Source organism: Streptomyces sp. KL109B (assembly GCF_030766935.1).
Taxonomy (GTDB): domain Bacteria; phylum Actinomycetota; class Actinomycetes; order Streptomycetales; family Streptomycetaceae; genus Streptomyces.
In genome coordinates this window covers 192,477-211,612 of sequence record NZ_JASERL010000011.1, presented here as the reverse complement: position 1 = coordinate 211,612, position 19,136 = coordinate 192,477, and the positions used below count along the sequence as shown (strand labels likewise).

At 71.2% G+C, this 19,136-nt stretch carries 20 protein-coding genes; 15 read left to right on the top strand and 5 right to left on the bottom strand.

Annotated features, from left to right (window positions below):
- Positions 1–7 precede the first annotated feature (7 nt).
- From RBJ65_RS31530 to RBJ65_RS31510, 5 genes are read left to right on the top strand one after another with little or no spacing between them, the layout of a single operon-like run.
- Entirely contained in the window at positions 8–1,456 is a 1,449-nt protein-coding gene (locus tag RBJ65_RS31530) for a FadD3 family acyl-CoA ligase (RefSeq protein ID WP_306320141.1), read from the top strand.
- The gene (locus tag RBJ65_RS31525; protein ID WP_306320028.1) at positions 1,453–3,039 is read left to right on the top strand and encodes a methylmalonyl-CoA mutase family protein; all 1,587 of its coding nucleotides are present in this window, start codon (positions 1,453–1,455) and stop codon (positions 3,037–3,039) included. The genes RBJ65_RS31530 and RBJ65_RS31525 overlap by 4 nt, the downstream gene beginning before the upstream one ends.
- A complete protein-coding gene (locus RBJ65_RS31520) occupies positions 3,039–3,434 on the top strand; it encodes a cobalamin B12-binding domain-containing protein (RefSeq protein WP_306320027.1) in 396 nt (131 codons plus the stop codon). The genes RBJ65_RS31525 and RBJ65_RS31520 overlap by 1 nt, the downstream gene beginning before the upstream one ends.
- Positions 3,435–3,445: 11 nt before the next feature.
- Positions 3,446–4,402, top strand: a complete 957-nt coding sequence (locus RBJ65_RS31515) for an LLM class F420-dependent oxidoreductase (RefSeq protein ID WP_306320026.1) — start codon at positions 3,446–3,448, stop codon at positions 4,400–4,402.
- On the top strand, positions 4,399–5,460 hold the full coding sequence (locus RBJ65_RS31510; RefSeq protein ID WP_306320025.1) for a CaiB/BaiF CoA-transferase family protein: 1,062 nt from the start codon (positions 4,399–4,401) through the stop codon (positions 5,458–5,460). Before RBJ65_RS31515 ends, RBJ65_RS31510 begins: the two co-directional genes overlap by 4 nt.
- Before the next feature lie 9 nt (positions 5,461–5,469).
- Here the strand turns inward: RBJ65_RS31510 and RBJ65_RS31505 are convergent, their stop codons facing one another.
- A complete protein-coding gene (locus RBJ65_RS31505) occupies positions 5,470–6,075 on the bottom strand; it encodes a TetR/AcrR family transcriptional regulator (RefSeq protein WP_306320024.1) in 606 nt (201 codons plus the stop codon).
- A gap of 109 nt (positions 6,076–6,184) precedes the next feature.
- On the opposite strand from RBJ65_RS31505, the gene RBJ65_RS31500 reads away from it, so the two are divergent.
- Genes RBJ65_RS31500 through RBJ65_RS31470 form a run of 7 tightly spaced genes read left to right on the top strand, consistent with a single transcriptional unit; the run spans position 6,185 to position 12,793 of the window.
- Complete coding sequence (locus RBJ65_RS31500; RefSeq protein ID WP_306320023.1) at positions 6,185–8,536, top strand: xanthine dehydrogenase family protein molybdopterin-binding subunit; 2,352 nt, start codon at positions 6,185–6,187, stop codon at positions 8,534–8,536.
- On the top strand, positions 8,533–9,411 hold the full coding sequence (locus RBJ65_RS31495; RefSeq protein WP_306320022.1) for a xanthine dehydrogenase family protein subunit M: 879 nt from the start codon (positions 8,533–8,535) through the stop codon (positions 9,409–9,411). The genes RBJ65_RS31500 and RBJ65_RS31495 overlap by 4 nt, the downstream gene beginning before the upstream one ends.
- Positions 9,404–9,895, top strand: a complete 492-nt coding sequence (locus RBJ65_RS31490; RefSeq protein ID WP_306320021.1) for a (2Fe-2S)-binding protein — start codon at positions 9,404–9,406, stop codon at positions 9,893–9,895. Before RBJ65_RS31495 ends, RBJ65_RS31490 begins: the two co-directional genes overlap by 8 nt.
- Positions 9,892–10,491: an SRPBCC family protein gene (locus RBJ65_RS31485; RefSeq protein ID WP_306320020.1), complete on the top strand. Its 600-nt coding sequence runs from the start codon at positions 9,892–9,894 to the stop codon at positions 10,489–10,491. Before RBJ65_RS31490 ends, RBJ65_RS31485 begins: the two co-directional genes overlap by 4 nt.
- A 45-nt stretch (positions 10,492–10,536) precedes the next feature.
- Positions 10,537–11,373 carry a mycofactocin-coupled SDR family oxidoreductase gene (locus RBJ65_RS31480; RefSeq protein WP_306320019.1) on the top strand — a complete coding sequence of 279 codons (837 nt, stop codon included), beginning with the start codon at positions 10,537–10,539 and terminating at the stop codon, positions 11,371–11,373.
- Positions 11,370–12,566, top strand: a complete 1,197-nt coding sequence (locus tag RBJ65_RS31475; RefSeq protein ID WP_306320018.1) for a cytochrome P450 — start codon at positions 11,370–11,372, stop codon at positions 12,564–12,566. Before RBJ65_RS31480 ends, RBJ65_RS31475 begins: the two co-directional genes overlap by 4 nt.
- Entirely contained in the window at positions 12,563–12,793 is a 231-nt protein-coding gene (locus RBJ65_RS31470; protein ID WP_306320017.1) for a ferredoxin, read from the top strand. Before RBJ65_RS31475 ends, RBJ65_RS31470 begins: the two co-directional genes overlap by 4 nt.
- Positions 12,794–12,855: 62 nt before the next feature.
- Here the strand turns inward: RBJ65_RS31470 and RBJ65_RS31465 are convergent, their stop codons facing one another.
- The gene (locus tag RBJ65_RS31465; RefSeq protein ID WP_306320016.1) at positions 12,856–13,818 is read right to left on the bottom strand and encodes an enoyl-CoA hydratase/isomerase family protein; all 963 of its coding nucleotides are present in this window, start codon (positions 13,816–13,818) and stop codon (positions 12,856–12,858) included.
- A 94-nt stretch (positions 13,819–13,912) separates the two neighbouring features.
- Between RBJ65_RS31465 and RBJ65_RS31460 the strand changes: the two genes are divergently transcribed.
- A complete protein-coding gene (locus tag RBJ65_RS31460) occupies positions 13,913–14,938 on the top strand; it encodes a CoA transferase (protein ID WP_306320015.1) in 1,026 nt (341 codons plus the stop codon).
- Positions 14,939–14,944: 6 nt separating this feature from the next.
- Positions 14,945–16,198 (top strand): amidohydrolase family protein, encoded by a 1,254-nt coding sequence (locus RBJ65_RS31455; RefSeq protein WP_306320014.1) that lies wholly within the window; start codon positions 14,945–14,947, stop codon positions 16,196–16,198.
- A 25-nt stretch (positions 16,199–16,223) separates the two neighbouring features.
- Here the strand turns inward: RBJ65_RS31455 and RBJ65_RS31450 are convergent, their stop codons facing one another.
- From RBJ65_RS31450 to RBJ65_RS31440, 3 genes are all read right to left on the bottom strand, one after another.
- Positions 16,224–17,018: a FadR/GntR family transcriptional regulator gene (locus tag RBJ65_RS31450; protein ID WP_306320013.1), complete on the bottom strand. Its 795-nt coding sequence runs from the start codon at positions 17,016–17,018 to the stop codon at positions 16,224–16,226.
- A gap of 3 nt (positions 17,019–17,021) precedes the next feature.
- The gene (locus RBJ65_RS31445; protein ID WP_306320012.1) at positions 17,022–18,188 is read right to left on the bottom strand and encodes an acyl-CoA dehydrogenase family protein; all 1,167 of its coding nucleotides are present in this window, start codon (positions 18,186–18,188) and stop codon (positions 17,022–17,024) included.
- Positions 18,189–18,359: 171 nt separating this feature from the next.
- Positions 18,360–18,776 (bottom strand): integrase core domain-containing protein, encoded by a 417-nt coding sequence (locus tag RBJ65_RS31440; protein ID WP_306320011.1) that lies wholly within the window; start codon positions 18,774–18,776, stop codon positions 18,360–18,362.
- A gap of 96 nt (positions 18,777–18,872) precedes the next feature.
- Here RBJ65_RS31440 and RBJ65_RS31435 point away from each other — a divergent pair, with 96 nt between their 5' ends.
- On the top strand, positions 18,873–19,109 hold the full coding sequence (locus tag RBJ65_RS31435) for a hypothetical protein (protein WP_306320010.1): 237 nt from the start codon (positions 18,873–18,875) through the stop codon (positions 19,107–19,109).
- Positions 19,110–19,136 lie beyond the last annotated feature (27 nt).

The window sequence follows — 19,136 nt, the reverse complement described above, 5'->3', positions numbered from 1 at the left end:
CGGGGAGATGAAGTGGCGCAGCATCCCCGAGATGGCGCTCAGTGCCGCCGAGCGGTTCGGGGACGCAGAGGCCGTCGTGGACGGCCCGGTACGTCTCACGTTCCGTCAGCTCGCGGACCGGATCAGGGTGGCGGCGGGCGCCTACGCGCAGCACCTCGGCATCGGCAAGGGGGACCGGGTCGCGCTCTGGGCGCCGAACTCGGTCGACTGGATCGTCGCCGCCTTCGGGCTCACGGCCGCCGGGGGTGTCCTCGTCCCGGTGAACACCCGCTTCAAGGACGCCGAGGCACACGACATCGTGCGGCGCAGCGGAGCGAAGGCCGTCCTCGTCCACAACGGCTTCCTGGACCGGGAGTTCACGGCGCCGGACGGCATCCCGGCCATCGACGTGACCTCCGGCTTCCTGGCCTCCGGGACACCCTTCGAGCGCGAGGTCGGCGAGGACGACCTCGCCGACATCATCTTCACGTCGGGCACCACCGGACGCCCCAAGGGCGTCATGACCACCCACGGCCAGACCCTGCGCGGCTACGACGAGTGGTGCCGGCTGACCGGGCTGCGCGAGGGCGACCGGTATCTGATGGTCAACCCGTACTTCCACATCTTCGGCTACAAGGCGGGCCTGGTCGCCTCCTTCCTGCGCGGCGCCACCATGCTGCCGGTCCCCGTCTTCGACACGGACGTGGTGCTCGACCTGGTGGAGCGCGAGCGGATCACGGTCCTGCCCGGGCCGCCCACCCTCTACCACTCGCTGCTCGCCGCCCCGCCGGGCCGCGACCTGTCGACCCTGCGCGTCGCCGTCACCGGCTCCGCCGACATCCCGGTGGAGCTGGTGCGACGCGTCACCACCGAACTGCCCTTCCAACACCTCATGACCGGCTACGGGCTGACCGAGGCCGGCACTGTCACCGCCTCCCGTCCCGGCGACCCGTACGAGGCCGTCGCCACCACTGTCGGCCGCCCCTGCGAGGGATTCGAGGTGCGGGTGGCCGAGGACGGCGAGGTGCTCGTGCGCGGGTACGCCGTGATGAGGGGCTACCTGGACGATCCCGCCGCCACCGCCGGGACCATCGACCCGGACGGCTGGCTGCACACCGGCGACCTCGGGGAACTCGACCCGGAGGGCCGGCTGCGGATCGTCGGACGCAAGAAGGACATGTTCATCGTCGGCGGCTTCAACGCCTACCCGGCCGAGATCGAGGGCTTCCTCCTCGAACACCCCGCCGTCGCCCAGGCCGCCGTCATCGGAGTGCCCGACGACCGCATGGGCCAGGTCGGCAAGGCGTTCGTGGTGGCCCGCGCACAGGTCACCGCAGAGGACCTCATCGCCTGGAGCCGCGAGCGCATGGCCGGGTTCAAGGTGCCCCGGCACATCGAGTTCCGCAAGACACTGCCGCTGGGAGCCACCGGCAAGGTTCTGAAGGACCAGCTCATGGAGGAATCGCCGCGCTCATGACCGACGACGCCCAGGCCCGCACCCCGTCAGGACTTCCCCTGAAACCGGTCTACACCCAAGGCGACCGCGCCGCCGAGCCACCCGCCCCGGGCACCTTCCCCTTCACCCGTGGCAACTACGCGACCGGCTACCGGGGCCGCCTGTGGACCCGCCGCCAGTACTCCGGCTTCGGCACCGCCGAGGAGTCCAACCGCCGCTACCGCTACCTCCTGGAGCAGGGCTCGACCGGCCTGTCCGTGGCGCTCGATCTGCCCACCCAGTGCGGTTACGACTCCGACGACCCGGAGTACGGCGACGAGGTGGGGCGCGTCGGGGTCGCCGTGGACAGCCTCGCCGACGCCGAGCTGCTCTTCGAGCACCTCCCGCTCGACAAGATCAGCACCAGCTTCACCATCAACGGGACGGCGGCCATCCTGCTCGCCCTGTACGTGGCCGCGGCCGAGAAGCGCGGCATCCCGCGCGCGCAGCTCACCGGCACGATCCAGAACGACATCCTCAAGGAGTACGCCTCGCGCGGCACCTGGATCTGGCCGCCCGAGCCGTCGCTGCGGCTGATCGCTGACACCATCGAGTTCTGCGCCGCCGAAGTGCCCCGCTTCAACGCCATCTCCGTGGCGGGCGCCCACTTCCGCGACGCCGGGGCCAATGCCGTCCAGGAGATGGCCTTCACGCTCGCCGACGGCGTCACGTACTGCGAGACCGTCCTCGACCGCGGTCGGATGACCATCGACGAGTTCGCCCCGCAGATCTCCTTCTTCTTCTACACGCACGGCGATTTCTTCGAGGAGGTCGCCAAGTACCGGGCCGGACGCCGACGTTGGGCCACCCTCGTACGCGAACGCTTCGGCGCGAAGACCGACAAGGCGTGCATGTTCCGCTTCGGATGTGTGGCGGGCGGCGCCTCGCTCTACGCGCCCCAGGCCCGCAACAACACCGTACGGGTCGCCTATGAGGCGCTCGCGTCCGTCCTCGGCGGGGTGCAGTCCATGTTCACCGCCGCCTGGGACGAGCCGTTCGCGCTGCCCAGTGAGGAATCGGCGACGGAGGCGCTGCGCACCCAGCAGGTGCTCGCGTACGAGACGGGGGCCGCGTCGGTCGCCGACCCGCTGGGAGGTTCGTACTTCGTGGAGGCCCTCACGGATGCCACCGAGGAACGCGTCGTCGAGATCATGGACGACCTGGAGCGGCACGGCGGCATGGTCCGCGCCATCGAGGACGGCTATCTGCAGGGACTCATCGCCGACGAGGCCTACCGTGCCCACCAGGACATCGAGTCCGGCGCACGGCCCGTCGTCGGCGTGAACCGGTTCACGGCCGAGGCGCCGCCGCCGGACCTCGCCACGTACGAGCTCGACGCCGACGGGCGCGAACGGCAGCTCAAGCGGCTCGGGCAGGTGAAGGACGAGCGCGACGGTGCCGAAGTCCGGCGCACCCTGGGGGAGTTGAGGCGGGCCGCGGACTCGCCCGACGTCAATCTCATGGGGCCGCTCGTCGACTGCGCGGCCGCGTACTGCACGGTGGGCGAGATGTCCGACGTGCTGCGCGCGGCGTGGGGCGAGTTCCAGCAGCCGGTGGTGTTCTGATGGGGACGCGGATCCTGATCGCCAAACCCGGGCTCGACGGGCACGACCGCGGCGCGAAGATCGTCGCGCGGGCGCTGCGGGACGCCGGCTTCGAGGTCGTCTTCACCGGTATTCGCCAACGTGTCGCCGACATCGTCGCCACCGCCGTCCAGGAGGACGTGGCCGTCATCGGACTGAGCATTCTCTCCGGCGCCCACATCGCCCTGACCGCGCGGACCGTCGAGGCGCTGCGGGCCGCGCACGCCGAGGACATCGCCGTGGTGGTGGGCGGTTCGATCCCCGCCGCCGACATCCGCCGTCTGACGAAAGCGGGCGCCACCGCCGTGTACCCGACCGGCACACCCCTCGATTACATCGTGGCCGACATCCGCAAGCTGACCGCAGCCCGTTCGTGAGGAGCCCCCAGATGCGTATCGGAGTGATGTCAGGCCCCGAACGGGGCGACAGCGCACGCAAGGCCGCCCGGATGCTCGACGACGTCCGATGGGCGGAGGGAGCCGGGTTCGACACGGTGTGGGTGCCCCAGGTCCCGACCGACTTCGACGCGTTGACGGCCGTCGCGCTCATGGGGTCGGTGACCTCACGCATCGAACTCGGCACGGCCGTCGTGCCGGTCCACACCCAGCACCCCGTCGCCCTCGCCCGCGAGGCCCTCTCCGTGCACGCGGCGGCCGGGGGCCGGCTCGCGCTCGGTGTCGGGGCCTCGCACCACTGGATCGTGCGGGACATGCTCGGGCTGCCCTACGAGAAACCGGCCGCCTACACCCGCGACTACCTCGACGTCCTCAACCCGGCCGTGGGCGGCACGAGTTCGGTGGACGTGGAGAACGGCACCTTCACCGTCCACAACCCGCTCGGCCTCGCCCCCGTCGCCCCGCTGCCCGTCCTGCTCGCCGCGCTCGGCCCGGTCATGCTCCGCATCGCGGGGGAGCGCGCCGACGGAACCGTCCTCTGGATGGCCGACGAGCGCTCCGTCGCCGACCACGTGGTGCCTCGAATCACCAAGGCGGCCCAGGAGGCGGGGCGTCCGGCGCCGCGCATCGTCGCCGGTATCCCGGTGTGCCTGTGCCGTCCCAGCGAGGTGGACGCCGCCCGCGAGCGCGCCAACCGGATCCTCGGCGAGGCCGAGATCTCGCCCAACTACCAGCGGCTCCTTGAGTACGGGGACGCGCGCGACGTCGGAGACCTGTGCGCGGCGGGCGACGAGACGGCCATCAAGGCCCGCTTCCAGCGCTTCGCCGACGCGGGCGTCACGGACCTGTCCGTACGCCTCCTGCCCATCGGCGAAGGCCGCGAGGAACTCGTCGCCTCAAAACGCCGCACCCGCGAGACCGTGGCGGCGATCGCCGCGGAGCTGCGGTGAGTGCCGGACCGCTCGCGGGCATCCGCATCCTGGAGGTCGGCCATATCCTCGCCGGCCCCTACGCGACGATGCTCCTGGCCGACCTGGGAGCAGAGGTCACCAAGCTGGAACCGCCCGGCGGAGACCTGTCACGGCAGGTGTCCGACTCCTACTTCGCGAGCCTCAACCGCGGAAAGCGCAGCATCCGCGTGGACCTGACGACGGACGCGGGGCAGCGGCGGCTCCACGAACTCGCGCGTGAAGCACACGCGTTGCTCGTGAACCTCAAGCCGTCGGCGATACGCCGCTGCGGCCTGACATACGAGTCGCTCAAGTCCCACAACGACCGCCTCGTGTGCGTGGCCCTCACCGGCTACGGCATGGACGAGGGCGACGCGCCGGCCTTTGACTACGTCGTCCAGGCCGCCACGGGCGTCGCCGCCCTGACCGGCGACCCGGACGGCCCGCCACTCCTGCCCGGCTACTCCTCGGCCGACAACTCGGCAGGAATCACAGCGGCGTTGGGGCTGCTCGCACAGATCGTCTCCGGGCGTGGCGGGCAGGTGGACGTGAGCCTGCGCGATGTCATGCTCTCCCAGCTCAACTACCGCGCCGCCGCCTATCTCAACGAGGGCACCGTCCCGGGCCGCACAGGCGGCGCCCACTCCTACTACGTGCCGGCCCAGCTGTTCCCCACGGCCGAAGGGCACCTGGCGCTGTTCGTCACGCACGACGGCTTCTGGCGGTCCTTCGCCGCCGAGGCGGGCATCGGCGAGGCGGCGTTCGCGACCATGCAGGGCCGGGCGGCCCGGCGGGACGACGTGATCGCCGCCGTGACGAAGGCCCTCGCCGCGGACACGGCGGAGCGCTGGGAGGCCCGGCTTGGGCCACTGAACGTCCCGGCGGCCGCGGTCCGTACGCTGCCCGAGGCGCTCGGGCGCACACCCCGCGCGGTGATCGAGGCGGGGGAGTTCCGGCTGGTCGGGAGCCCGGTGCGGATCACCGGGTACGAACCGTCGTACGGGGCGCCGCCGCGGCTCGGGGAGCACGGCGTCACCGGGGACGGCATCGAGGACTGAACGCCGCGCTCACGCGTCGGGCGACGGCTCCGGCGCGCCGTCATAGCGCTTCAGGAAGTCCTCCACGAACGCGATGGTCTCGGCGTGCCGGGTCGACATGCCCATCGTGTTCTCCATCATCAGGATCCGGCCGAGCGCGTTGGTGAGCACCAGGAGCACGGCCGGTGACAGCTCGGCCGGAAGCTCCACCCCCAGTTCGGTGAGCCTGCGCGTCAGGGCCGCGACCTGTGCCTCCCGGTAGCGGTCCGCGTGCGCCGACAACTCGGCGCGGATCGCCTTGCGGTGGTTGGCGAGCGCCGCGAACTCGGTCGTGAGCGTATTGCCGGGGTGGCTGCTGAGCCGCCACAGCGTGCGCAGCGGCTCCGGCCCGTCGAGGACCCGGTCAACCCGTGCCAGCTCCTGCTCCGCGCGCCGTCGCAGCACCGCGAGGAACAGGTCGTCGAGCGTGCGGAAGTAGTACAGGACGAGTGCCGGCGCCACCTCGGCCTCGCGCGCCACCCGTCGTACGCCCACGGCCGCGTACCCCTCGTCCAGCATCAACCGCTCGGTGACGTCGAGCAGTTGCAGGCGGGTCTTCGAAGTCTCGGCGCCCATGCGGCGCGGCGCAGCAGTCATGCCGTCATTGTGCTTGACGGTGGCGATCCGTGGGTGTTAAACAGTCGTTCAGCACCTCGGTTAAACAGTCGTTCAGCATCATCCGGTATCGGGATGGAGGAACGTACCGATGGCACCAGGCGGTGGACCGCCCCCGCACGCCCCGTATGTGGGCACCAGCACCCCGCGAGTCGAGGACCCCCGGCTCCTGACCGGCAGCGGAACCTACGTGGACGATGTCGTGCGTCCCGGCATGCTGCACGCCCACTTCGTCCGCAGCCCCATGGCGCGCGCCCGCATCCTCGGCATCGACACCTCCGAGGCGCGCCAACTCGACGGCGTGCACGCCGTGTTCGTGGCGGCGGACCTCAACTCCGGTGTGCACGAGCAGTGGTACACCCTCAACGGCACCGACGACCCGGACACACCACGCCCACCGCTGGCCGAGGGCGAGGCGCGCTTCGTAGGTGATCCGGTCGCGATGGTCGTCGCCACGGACCGCTATGTCGCCGAGGATGCCGCCGAGTTGGTCTTCGTGGACTACGAACCACTGCCCGCGGTCGTCGACTACGCGAACGCCCTCGACTCGACGGAATCCGTGCACGCCGACCGGCCCGGCAATCTCGTCGGACAGCTCGGCGGGCGCCCCATGGCCGACCTCGACCCTCTCTTCAGCTCGGCCCCGCACGTCGTCAGCCAGACGCTGCACCAGCAGGCGTACGGCCCCGTCCCCATGGAGACCCGCGGCATCGTCGCCGAGTGGGCGGCGGCCGTCGGGGAGATGGCGGTCTGGGCGGCCACCCAGTCCCCGCACGAGGTGCGCGCCTTCTGCGCCCGCCTGCTCGCCATCGACGAACACCGGGTGCGCGTCGTGGCCCGTGACACCGGAGGCGGCTTCGGGCAGAAGGTGCTGCCCCAGCGGGAGGACATGTGCGTGATGCTCGCCGCCCGCCGGCTGCCCGCCCCGCTCAAGTGGATCGAGGACCGGCAGGAGCACCTGCTCGCCGCCGGGCAGGCGCGCCACGAGCACGGCGAGGCCCGCATGGCCTTCGCCGAGGACGGCACGATCCTCGCCGCGACCCTCGACCACGTCCAGGACGCCGGCGCCTACCCCACCCCGTCGCCCGTGCAGAGCGGCATCGCCGTCGGCATGCTGTTCCCCGGCCCGTACCGGATCCCGGAGGGCACGTTCTCCTCCCGGTTCGTGTTCTCCAACACCAGTGGGCGCGTGGCGTACCGAGGCCCCTGGCAGTACGAGTCGATGGCGCGCGAGGTCCTGCTCGACACGGCCGCCCGTCAACTCGGCCTCGATCCCGTCGAGTTGCGCCGCCGCAACATGCTCAGCCGCGACGAGCTGCCCACCACCAACTGCAACGGCATGCCCTACGACCACATGTCCCCACGCGAGACCTTCGAGCAGGCCCTGAAGATGCTCGACTACGACACCTTCCGCCGCGAACAGGAACGGGCCCGAGCCGCCGGACGCCACCTCGGCGTCGGCAGCTGCACGTATGTCGAACCGACCGCGGGCGCCACCCCCTTCCACGCCACCGAAGGTGCCACCCTCCGCATCGAACCCTCCGGCAAGGTCAACGTGTACGTCGCCGGGGGCTCCTGCGGCAACAGCCTGGAGACCACCGTCGTCCAGCTGACGGCGGACGCGCTCGGCGTCCCCGTCGAGGACGTCGGCACGATCCAAGGGGACACGGCCGTCACCCCCTACGGCGCCGGCACCGGTGGCAGCCGCTCCGGGCCCATGACGGCGGGCGCGATCGCCGAGACGGCCGGCGTACTCAGGGAACGCATCGTCGCCATCGCCGCGCACAAACTCCAAGTTCCGCTCGAAAGCGTCGAGTTCGCCGCCGGCCGGGCGCGCGTCGTCGGTGCTGCGGCCACCCTGACGCTCGCCGAGATCGCCCACCTCGCCTACTACCAGGTGCACGAGCTGCCGCCGGGGACCCCCGCCGGACTTGAGGCCAGTGGGCGCTTCCACACTCCGCACCCGATGATCTGGGCCAACGCGACCCACCTGTGCACCTGCGAGGTCGATCCCGTCACCGGAGAGGTGACACTGCTGCGTTACATCGTCAGCGAGGACTGCGGACCGATGATCAACCCGAGTGTCGTCGAGGGGCAGATCATCGGCGGCACCGTGCAGGGCATCGGCGGCGCCCTCTACGAGAGTTACGTCCACGACGAGGACGGCAACCCGCTCGCCACCACCTTCCTCGACTACCTGCTGCCGACCGCCACCGAAGTACCGGTGATCGAGATCGGACATGTCGAGACGGCGGGGCCGGGACCCGGTGGGTTCAAGGGGGTCGGTGAGGGCGGCGCGATCGGTTCCGCCCCGGCCGTCGTCAACGCCGTCGCCGACGCGCTCGCACCCCTTGGCGTACACATCAGCCACCTGCCCCTGACGCCCGCGTCGATCGTCGGTCTCATCGACGCAGCGCGGGCGCGGGAGGTGGCGGCCCCGTGAAACCCGCGCCCTTCACCTACCACGCACCCACCACCACCGACGAAGCGGTCGCGCTGCTCGCCGAGTGGGGCGACGAGGCGAAGGTCCTCGCCGGAGGACAGAGCCTCGTGCCGATGCTCGCCCTGCGGCTCGCCGCCTTCGGGCACCTCGTCGACCTGCGTCGCGTCGAGGAACTGCGTGGCATCGAGCGGCGCGCCGACGGAGCGGTACGCATCGGTGCGGCCACCACCCAGGCCGCCGTCGAGCGCTCCGAGGAGATCCGTGCCGCCGTCCCACTCCTCGCCCTGGCCACACCCCTCATCGGACACTTCCAGATCCGCAGCCGCGGCACCGTGGGCGGCTCCCTCGCACACGCCGACGCGGCGGCCGAATACCCCGCCGTCGCGCTGACGCTGGACGCGGAACTGGAGGCCGTCTCGCCGCGAGGGCGCCGCACCCTCCCGGCCGCCGACTTCCTCACCGGCATGTGGAGCACCGCACTCGCCGAGGACGAGCTGCTCACCGCCCTCACCATCCGCCCCTGGGACGGGCGTTGCGGATTCGCTGTCGAGGAGTTCGCCCGCAGGCGCGGCGACTTCGCCATCGCCGGGGCCGCCGTCGCGCTGCGCGTCGGGACCGATGGGCACATCGACCGGTGTGCCATCGGCCTGTTCGGACTCGGCCCGACCGCGAGCCGGGCCCGTACCGCGGAAGCCCAGCTCATCGGCGCCGACCCCGTCGAGGTGTCGCCCGACGACATCGGCGGCGCCGCGACCGAAGACCTCGAATCCGTCCCCTCCGATCTGCACGGATCCGCCCGCTACCGCACCCGCGTCGGCGCCGCCATGGTCGCCCGCGCCTGGCGCCGCGCCGTACAGGAGGCACTCCATGCCTGACCCGACGACCGTGGACATCCACGTACGTGTCAACGGAACCGGCCGCCGAGCCACCGTGTCACCACGCCTCACCTTCGCCGACTTCCTCCGCGTCGACTGCGGACTCACCGGCACCCACCTCGGCTGCGAACACGGTGTGTGCGGCGCCTGCACCGTCCTGCTCGACGGGGAAGCGGTGCGCGCCTGTCTCCTGTTCGCCGTGCAGGCCGACGGCGCGGAGGTCACGACCGTGGAGGGACTCTCCGGGCAGAACGGTGAACTCACCAAGGTCCAGGCGGCGTTCCGTGAGCACCACGGCCTGCAGTGCGGGTTCTGCACGCCCGGCCTCGTGGTCTCGGTCACCGCCTTCCTCGCCGAACACCCCAAGCCCACCGACGACGAGATCCGCGAGGCCCTCACGGGGAACCTCTGCCGCTGCACCGGATACCAGGGCATCGTCAACGCGGTGCGGGCGGCCGCCCAGGGAGAGGAGGCGCCCGCATGAAGCTGGAGAACACCCTCGGCATTCCCCTCCCGGTCGACGCCGCCTGGCAGGCACTGCTCGACGTCGAGCGTGTCGCGCCCTGCGTCCCCGGCGCCACGCTCACCTCCAGCGACGGTGACACACACCAAGGCAGGATCAAGGTCAAGCTGGGCCCCATCGGCCTCGTCTACCACGGCACCGTCACCTTCCTCTCCCGCGACGAGGAGGCGAAGGTCGTGGTGCTCGAGGCGGGCGGCCGTGAGAGCCGCGGGAACGGCACGGCGAAGGCCGTCGTCACCTGCCGCCTCTCCGCAGCCGGCCGCGACCGCACCGACATCCACGTCCACACCGAACTCACCATCACCGGCAGACCCGCACAGTTCGGCCGTGCCACCCTCGGTGAGGTCTCCGCGGCGCTGATGGACCGGTTCGCGCAGAACCTGTCGGCCGAGCTGTCCGCCGGCTCCGCCGCACCGGCGACCCCCGCGGCAACGGCCCCGCTCGACCTCGTCGAGGCCACCGCAGCAGGCGACGCGGCGCTCAAGCGCGCCGTCCCCGTCGCGCTCGCCCTCGGCGCCCTCCTCGTGCTCGCCTTCGCCCGCCGACGCCACCGCTGAAACACCGACCCGAGCCGACCCCACCCGTCAGGAACGAGGTACCCCATGCCCGGACGCGTAGCAGGCAAAGTCGCATTCATCACCGGAGCGGCACGCGGCCAAGGCCGCAGTCACGCCATTCGCCTCGCCGAAGAGGGCGCCGACATCATCGCCATCGATGTCTGCAAACCGCTCGACGGCGTCCAGTTCGCCATGTCGACCCCCGAGGACCTGGACGAGACCGTCAACCAGGTCCAGAAGCTCGGGCGCCGCATCCACGCCGTCCAGGCCGACGTCCGGGACCACGACGCGCTCAAGGCCGCCGTCGACGAGGGTGTCGAGCAGTTCGGCCGACTCGACATCGTCTGCGCCAACGCCGGCATCGGCAGCAACGGCGCGCTCATGCACCAGATGGACGAGAAGACCTGGCGCGACACCGTCGACATCAACCTCACCGGCGTCTGGCTCACCGCCAAGGTGTCGATCCCGCACATCATCGCCGGCGGCCGCGGCGGCTCGATCATCCTCACCAGCTCCGTCGGCGGCCTGCGCGGCCACGCCCACATCGGTCACTACGTGGCCGCCAAGCACGGGGTCGTCGGCCTGATGCGCACCCTGGCCTGGGAGCTGGGCGAACACAACATCCGCGTCAACACCGTCCACCCCAGCCAGGTCAACACCCCGATGGTGATGCACGAGGGGACGTACAGGATGTTCCGCCCCGACCTGGAGAACCCCACCGTCGACGACTTCGCCGAGGCCTCCCAGAGCATGCACATCCTGCCGACGCCGTGGGTCGAGGCCCGCGACATCAGCAACGCGATCCTCTACCTCGCCTCCGACGAAGGCCGCTTCGTCACCGGCAGCACACAGACCGTCGACGCGGGAGCCATGCTCAAATGACCACCGCCGAAACCCTCGCCTGGGACCCCTTCGACCCCGCCCTCGCCCAGGACCCCTACCCCCTCTACGCCCGCCTGCGCGAAGAAGCGCCGCTCTACTACAACGCGGAGCACGACTTCTACGCCGTCAGCCGGCACGCCGATGTGCAGAGCGGACTCGCCGACTGGCAGACCTACTCGTCCTCGCGCGGCGACATCCTGGAGATCATCCAGGCGAACGTCGACATCCCGCCCGGCACCCTCATCTTCGAGGACCCGCCCGTCCACGACATCCACCGACGCCTCCTCGCCCGCGTCTTCACCCCGCGCCGCATCGCCCAACTCGAGCCACGGATCCGGGACTTCTGCACCCGTGTCCTCGAACCGGTGACCGGCGCCGCACGCTTCGACCTCGTCGAGGCCGTCGGCGCCGAGATGCCCATGCGGGTCATCGGCATGCTCCTCGGCATCCCGGAGGCCGACCAGGAGATCTACCGCGACCGGACCGACGCGATCCTCGACACCACGGGCCGCGGCAGGCTCGACCCCTCCGAGATGCTGAACACCGAAGGGCTCCAGGAGTACATCGACTGGCGCAAGAAACACCCCTCGGACGACCTCATGACCGAGCTGACGACCGCCGAGTTCGACGACGAGAAGGGCGTGCGGCGCACCCTCACCGACGAAGAGGTGCTCACCTACTGCACGGTGGTCGCGGGGGCGGGCAACGAGACGACCGGACGCCTCATCGGCTGGTTCGGCGCCCTTATGGCCCGCTACCCGCAGGCCCGACGGGAACTCGCGGCCGACCCCTCCCTCGTCCCGGGCGCCATCGAGGAGATCCTGCGCTTCGAGCCGACCGGGCCCTTCACCGCCCGCTACGTGACCAGGGACGTCGAGCTGTACGACCGGACGGTGCCGGCGGGCAGCGCCATGCTCTTCATCCAGGCCGCGGCCAACCGGGACCCCGCCCGCTTCCCCGACCCGGACCGGTTCGACATCCACCGCGTCACCCAGCACATGTCGTTCGGCGTCGGAGCTCATTACTGCCTCGGCGCGGCCCTCGCCCGCCTCGAAGGACGGGTGGCCGCCGAGGAGATCCTGCGGCGCTTCCCCGACTGGGAGGTCGACTGGGACGGCGCGGAGCTCGCCCAGACCTCGACCGTACGCGGCTGGAAGACGCTGCCCCTGGTGATCGGGGGTGCGGGGCGATGACGGAACGGTGGGACGTGTCGGTCGACCCTCGGGTCTGCGTCCGCACCGGCCTGTGCGTGGCCTCCCTGCCGGACGCCTTCGAACGCGACGACCAGGGCCAGGGCCGGGCACGCGCCGCGTCGATGCCCGAGTCCGAGGAAGTGCTGGAAATCGCGGAATCGTGCCCGGTCGAGGCGATTTCGATCACCGGCACGGACAACGGGAAACCGGTGTTTCCCCCCGAGTAGAAGAGCGTGAAGGGGAGTCGCGAGCAGCTCCGCTCAGCGGGTTCGTTCGGGGCCGCCGCGCATCAACCGTCCTGAACGCTCTCAAGGATCACGTCGACCAGCCCCCAGTCCAGGGCCTCGTGCGCGGTCAACTGAACGCCCGACAGGGCCAGCCAGGCCGTCCTGTGGCGGCCGATGCGGCGAGGGATCCCGGCTGTGCCACCGGCGCCGGGGATCAGCCCCATGGCGACCTCGGGCAGCCGGATCCAAGTGTCGGGCGTCGCCACGATCCGGCCGGCGAACGAAGCGAGTTCGATGCCGGCCCCGACGCACGCGCCATGCAGATGTGCGGTCACCCGTTGCCCGCAACGGGCCAACAGGCCCGCCGGGCTGCGCTCGACGCGTACCCGGTGGGCGCGGGCAGAATCGGTCGACGAGCCGAACTCGCTGAGGTCGCCGCCGCTGCAGAACGCGGGTCCGCTGCCGCGCAGGTCCACCCGCGCGACCGAAGGGTCGGCGACGGCCACCGTCAGCGCCTCGCATAGAGCGTCCCTGGTGGCCGCGTCGACGGCATTGCGCACCCAGGGCCGGTTCAGGGTGACGCTCAGCAACTCACCCGCGCGATCCAGGCGCACCGGATGCGCGGCGGGCCGGGCGGCGCCGCGCGGCGTGCTCGCGAGCCAGTGCCGAAAGCGCGCGCCGCCCTGCAGGGCGGAGTACGCCAGCGACTCCGCCACCAGACGCTCCGGCACACCAAGACTCCGTCCCAGGCGCAGGACATGGACCAGCGCGACCGCCGCGTCGGCGCTCGCCTCGACCGCCTCACACAGCCGGGCGGCGCTCTCCCGGGGGTCCGGGCACCGAACCCAGGGGCGCGGCGCATCCTCGGCTCCGGTCAGGAGCACGTCGCACGCCTCGGCCGCGACGTCCACGGGGCGCGCGGCGAATGCGATGACGACGCGCGGCACCGGTTCGGAAAGGCGGCAGCCCTTCGTGCCACGACTGAAGTCGTCGTCGAGGTCGACGAGTTCCCAGGGGGTGTCCATGCGTTCCGGTACCCGCCCTCCTGCTGGATGTCTCCCGTTCGCGTCGGCGCGAGTGTAATTTGTCGATCCATACGGGAGAAGGGTGGTCGTCGATTTGGAGAACGTCGCTCTGCCTGGGGAGGGGGAGACGGGAGCCCGTCTTCTGGACGGGCCGCTGCGCCGGCTTCCCTCAGTCGCCCGGGACTTCACAGAGCTCACCGGTGTCCCGGTCGACCTCGACACGGAACTCTTCCTGCGGGCCCGGCTCGCCGGCTTCGCGCCTCCAGGACGTACCTCGTCGGGTGGCACCTGCCGCCTGCTGCGCGCCGCCGACGGCTGGGTGGCCGTCAACCTGGCGCGCGCCGAGGACCGCGCCTGTCTACCGGCTCTCCTCAATCTGCTCGGCGACAGGGACGAGTTGGCGGACGCGGTGGCTGGCAGCTCCGCCTCGGAGGTCGTCGGCAGAGCCCAACTGCTGGGGCTTGCCGCGGCTTCCCTCGGCTCGGAGCGGTGCAGCCGCGCGCCTGTGCGCCACGAACGCGTCGGTCCCACCGGTCCGCCCCGGACGCCCGAGGGGATCCGCATTGTGGACTTCTCGGCGCTGTGGGCAGGGCCGCTGTGCGCCCGACTGCTCGGCCTCGGCGGCGCCCAGGTGCTGAAGGTGGAGAGCACGACACGTCCCGACGGCGCACGTGGCGGCAGCCCGGCCTTCTACCGGCACCTGCACGACGACCACCAAGGTGTCGTCCTCGACTTCGCCGACCCCGCCGCGCTGAGCTCCGCGGTGGCCGATGCCGACGTGGTGATCGAGGCGTCGCGCCCCCGGGCCCTGCGCCGTGCGGGGCTCGACGCCGAACGGTTCCTCGCCGGGCGCCCCGGCCGCGTGTGGGCGAGCATCACGGGTTACGGGCGCGCCGACGACCGGATCGCCTTCGGCGACGACGCGGCGGTGGCCGGCGGACTCGTCGCGTGGCCCCTGGACGGCGCCGGCCCTGTGTTCCTGGGCGACGCCCTGGCCGACCCTGTCACCGGCCTGTACGCGGCCCGCTCCGTGGCCCGGTCGCTGCGGGACGGCGGCGGGCACCTCCTGGACGTCGCCATGGCGGCATGCGCGGCGGATGTAGCCGCCGCGGGGCGGTGATGCACCGTGCTGATCCGGGACGTGGAAGTCGAGGCGCTCGGGCGGGTGGACGTGCGCGTGGCGGCCGGGCGCGTAGTCGAGGTGGGGGCGCGGCTCGCCGGACGCGACGGGATCGACGGGCAGGGCGGTGCGCTGCTGCCCGGGCTGCACGACCACCATGTGCACCTCGCCGCGCTGGCCGCCGAGCAGGCATCCGTGCGCGTCGGCCCGGCGGACGTGGGCGGGGCCGAACGACTCGCGGAGGCGCTGCGGGGCGGGAAGCCGGGGGAGTGGGTGCGGGCCGTCGGCTATCACGAGAGCGTCGCGGGCCCCCTTGACCGAGCGGCGCTCGACCGGATCGTCGCCGACCGGCCGGTGCGCGTGCAGCACCGCAGCGGCGAACTGTGGATGTGGAACGGCGCCGCACTGCGCGCCGCGGGTCTGGACAGCGCCGGGGACGGCAGGTTCTGGCGCGCGGACGAGCGCCTGCGGCCCCGCGTCCCACCGACGCCTCTGGACCTGGCGGGGGTCGGCCGCCGGGCAGCGGCCCGTGGCATCACCGGGTTCACCAACGCCGACCCCGAACCCGCTGCCGATCTGCGCACCCTCCTCCGTCCCCTTCCGCAACGTCTCACCGTCCTCGGCCTGGACCCCGCCGCCCCGGTGAAGATCCGCCTGGACGATCCGACACTGCCCACACCGAACGAGCTCGCGACGCGCGTCGTGGCGGCCCGCCCCCGCGCCGTCGCCGTCCACTGCGTCACCCGCGTCCAACTCTTCGTCACGCTGCTCGCGCTCGACGAGGCGGGCAGCGTGCCGGGCGACCGCATCGAGCACGGTGCGGTGATCCCCACGGAGGCTCTCGGCTGGCTGGGCCGGCTCGGCGTCACCGTGGTCACCCAGCCGCACTTCCCGGTGGAGCGGGCGATGGCGTACGAGACGGACGTGGCCGACGACGATCAGGCCCACCTGTACCGCTGCGGCACCCTCCGCGCCTCCGGTATCCCTGTGGCCGCCGGCACGGATGCCCCGTACGGCACGGCGGACCCCTGGGCGGTGATGCGCGCGGCCGCTGGGCGGAGCGGTCCCGAAGGAGTGGCGCCGCGTGAGGCCCTCGGGCTCTTCCTGGGCGCTCCGCATGCTCCGGCCGGCCCGCCCCGGTCCGTCGCGCCGGGCGCGGCGGCGGACCTGTGCCTGCTCCACGTATCGCTGCGGGAGGCGCTCGAGAACCTGACGGCCGACTGCGTACGGGCGACACTTGTGGGCGGGCGCGCTGTATGAGGTGTGCGGCGTGCCGGGGGATGCTTCAGTGGGGCGTGCCGCGGGGCGGATCTGCTGCTGTTTCGCCCGCCTCCTCGGGCTTCAGCTCCAGTCGTTCACGCATGTCTACTCGTGCCGCCAGTCGCGCGAAGGCGCACACATGCCGCTCCATGCGACGCTTCGCGCCCTTCCCGTCCCGCTCCCGGATCGCCCGGGTGACCCGTGCGTGGGCCCGCACGGTCGCCCGGCGAATGTCGTCGTCCAGGAACCCCTCGATGTCCGTGGCCGCGTGGATCGATCCGGACAGGGCGCTCATGAAGCCGATCAGCAGCTCATTGCCCGACGCGCGGGCCACGACGGTGTGCCAGCGGATGTTGCCGCGCAGGAACCGCGGCACGTCACCGGCGGCGCCGGCGTCCACCAACTCCGCGTGGGCCGCATCGAGTTGTTCCAGGTCATGCTCCGTGCGACGGACGGCGGCCAGCTCCGCGCAGGCGGGCTCGAGGGCCTCCCTCGTCTCGTGCAGGGCGTCGAGCCGCAGACGCTGGCCCCGGATCACCAACTCGACGGCACTGGCCAGGGATTCGTGGTCGGGGCGGTGCACGAACGCGCCACCGCCCCGCCCCGGCCTGATCCGCAGCAGCCGCTCGACCTGAAGGATGCGCAGCGCCTCGCGCACCGTGGCGCGGCTCAGGCCCGTCTGCTCCGCCAACTCCCGTTCCGGCGGCAGCATCGAGCCCTCCGGGAGGCCACCGGAGAGGATGCGTTCCCGGATGTCGGCGGCCAGGACATCGGCCGCCTTCGGCACGGTGACGGGGGTGAACGACTTTCCGGCGACCACGGTTCAGTAGCTCCTCGGCAGGCCCAGCGTGTGCGAACCCAGATAGTTGAGGATCATCTCCTGGCTGATCGGCGCGATCTTCATCAGCCGCGCCTCCCGGAAAAACCGCGCGACCGCGTATTCCTCGGCGTATCCCATCCCTCCATGCGTCTGCAGCGCCCGGTCCGCCGCGTCGAAACCGGCCTCCGCGCACAGGTACTTGGCGGTGTTCGCCTCGCGGCCGCACGGGCGCCCGTTGTCGTACAGCCAGGTCGCCTTGCGCAGCATCAGCTCCGCGGCGTCGAGCCGGGCGAGGGAGTCGGCGAGCGGGAACTGCAGGCCCTGGTTCATCCCGATGGGCCGCCCGAACACCTCCCGCTCGTTGGCGTATTTGACCGCGCGCTCCAGCGCCACCCGCCCGATCCCCAGCGCCTCGGCGGCGATCAGCATCCGCTCCGGATTGAGCCCGTCGAGGATGTAGCGGAATCCCTGCCCCTCCTCGCCGACCCGGTCGGCGACCGGCACCCGCAGCCCGTCGATGAACAGCTCGTTGGAGGTCACGGCGTTGCGGCCCATCTTCGCGATGGGGCGGATGTCGACGTGCGCGCGGTCGAGATCGGTCAGGAACAGCGTCATGCCGTCCGTCTTCTTGTCCACGTCGTCCGCGCGCGTGGTGCGGGTCAGGAGCAGGATCTTCTCCGACTCCATGGCCTTGGAGATCCACACCTTGCGGCCGTCCACGACGTAGTGGTCGCCCTCGCGTCGCGCGAACGTGGTGATCCGCGTGGTGTCGAGCCCGGCTTCCGGCTCGGTGACGCCGAAGCAGACGTGCAGATCGCCGGTGGCGACGCGGGGGAGAGTGCGCCGCTTGAGCTCCTCCGAGCCGTGCACGACCACGGGATGCATGCCGAAGATGCTCAGGTGGATCGCGCTCGCCGCGTTCATTCCGCCGCCCGAGCGCGCCACCTCCTCGAGCAGCAGCGTGGCCTCGGTGATCCCGAGGCCATGGCCGCCGTACTCCTCCGGGATCGTCAGGCCGAGCCAGCCACCGCGCGCCACGGCGGCGTAGAACTCCTCGGGGAATTCGTGCTGTTGGTCCTTGGAGCTCCAGTAGGCGTCGTCGAACTCGCGGAGCAGTCCTGCGACGGCCTTGCGGATCGTTTCCTGGTCCTCACTGAGCTGGAAGTCCACGTGCGCACACCTCCGTGACGGCGTCATAGCTGACAAAGGTCAGACCGAAAGACGGTACTGAAGACTGCGTCCGCTGGTACAGGGGGCGGAGCGGAGACATGCCCGACGCTGGAGTGCGCTCCGCGTTGAGTACGTGGGCGTTGTGCGTGCCGACAAACACGTCCGTGCACGTCAGCAGACATGCCGGTATGCGTGGATCACGCCGCTGAGGCGGTCGTGTCGGCGAATGCTTAGGCGGTCGATTTGTTCCGGATCGAGGGGTTCGGGCGAGGCGTGGAGTGGGGCGGCTGCTTGGAGTGTTCGGTGCGTGCGGTGCTTGTTGTCGTGCTGCTCGTATTCCTTCAGTGCGTGCAGTGCGTGGCGCAGGTGGTGTTCGTTCCAGATCAGGGTGCGGTCGAGGAGCTCGCGTCGCAGGGTCCGTACCCAGCGTTCCGTGATCGAGTTCATGCGGGGGATCCGGATGCCGGTGAGGGTGGTGGTGATGCCAGCCTGCTCGACGATGTCGTCGATCGCTGGTGGGTACTTGGCGTCTCGGTCGCGGATGAGGTACTTGATCGCAGGGGCTTGTCCGGCGTCTTCCAGGTCCATGACCAGGTTTCGTTGCCCAGGACGCGGATCCTTCTGCCGGCGTGGTGGATGGCGACGAGGACGTACTGACGCTGGCCGGTGAGAGTGACGGTCTCGATGAAGTCCATCGCGAGGATCGCCTCAGCTTGGGAGCGCAGGAAGTTGGCCCAGGTGATTGGTGGTTCGCTGTGGGGCTGGGTCGATGCCGTCGGCCTTGAGGATCTCCCGGACGGTGGATGGTGCGATCCGGATGCCGAGGAGGGCGAGTTCGCCGTGGATGCGCTGGGGGTCAAGGGGGCGCAGGTTCAAATCCTGTCGTCCCGACAAGTTCGAACGATCGAACGTCGCGGGTGAAGGGCCGTTTTCGAACGGCCCTTTTTC

Coding starts and splice junctions, on each gene's coding strand:
- RBJ65_RS31530 (WP_306320141.1), top strand. CDS start 8: ATGAAGTGGCGCAGCATCCCCGAGATGGCGCTCAGTGCCGCCGAGCGG.
- RBJ65_RS31505 (WP_306320024.1), bottom strand. CDS start 6,075: ATGACTGCTGCGCCGCGCCGCATGGGCGCCGAGACTTCGAAGACCCGC.
- RBJ65_RS31515 (WP_306320026.1), top strand. CDS start 3,446: ATGCGTATCGGAGTGATGTCAGGCCCCGAACGGGGCGACAGCGCACGC.
- RBJ65_RS31485 (WP_306320020.1), top strand. CDS start 9,892: ATGAAGCTGGAGAACACCCTCGGCATTCCCCTCCCGGTCGACGCCGCC.
- RBJ65_RS31500 (WP_306320023.1), top strand. CDS start 6,185: ATGGCACCAGGCGGTGGACCGCCCCCGCACGCCCCGTATGTGGGCACC.
- RBJ65_RS31435 (WP_306320010.1), top strand. CDS start 18,873: ATGAAGTCCATCGCGAGGATCGCCTCAGCTTGGGAGCGCAGGAAGTTG.
- RBJ65_RS31440 (WP_306320011.1), bottom strand. CDS start 18,776: ATGGACCTGGAAGACGCCGGACAAGCCCCTGCGATCAAGTACCTCATC.
- RBJ65_RS31520 (WP_306320027.1), top strand. CDS start 3,039: ATGGGGACGCGGATCCTGATCGCCAAACCCGGGCTCGACGGGCACGAC.
- RBJ65_RS31525 (WP_306320028.1), top strand. CDS start 1,453: ATGACCGACGACGCCCAGGCCCGCACCCCGTCAGGACTTCCCCTGAAA.
- RBJ65_RS31480 (WP_306320019.1), top strand. CDS start 10,537: ATGCCCGGACGCGTAGCAGGCAAAGTCGCATTCATCACCGGAGCGGCA.
- RBJ65_RS31475 (WP_306320018.1), top strand. CDS start 11,370: ATGACCACCGCCGAAACCCTCGCCTGGGACCCCTTCGACCCCGCCCTC.
- RBJ65_RS31470 (WP_306320017.1), top strand. CDS start 12,563: ATGACGGAACGGTGGGACGTGTCGGTCGACCCTCGGGTCTGCGTCCGC.
- RBJ65_RS31490 (WP_306320021.1), top strand. CDS start 9,404: ATGCCTGACCCGACGACCGTGGACATCCACGTACGTGTCAACGGAACC.
- RBJ65_RS31465 (WP_306320016.1), bottom strand. CDS start 13,818: ATGGACACCCCCTGGGAACTCGTCGACCTCGACGACGACTTCAGTCGT.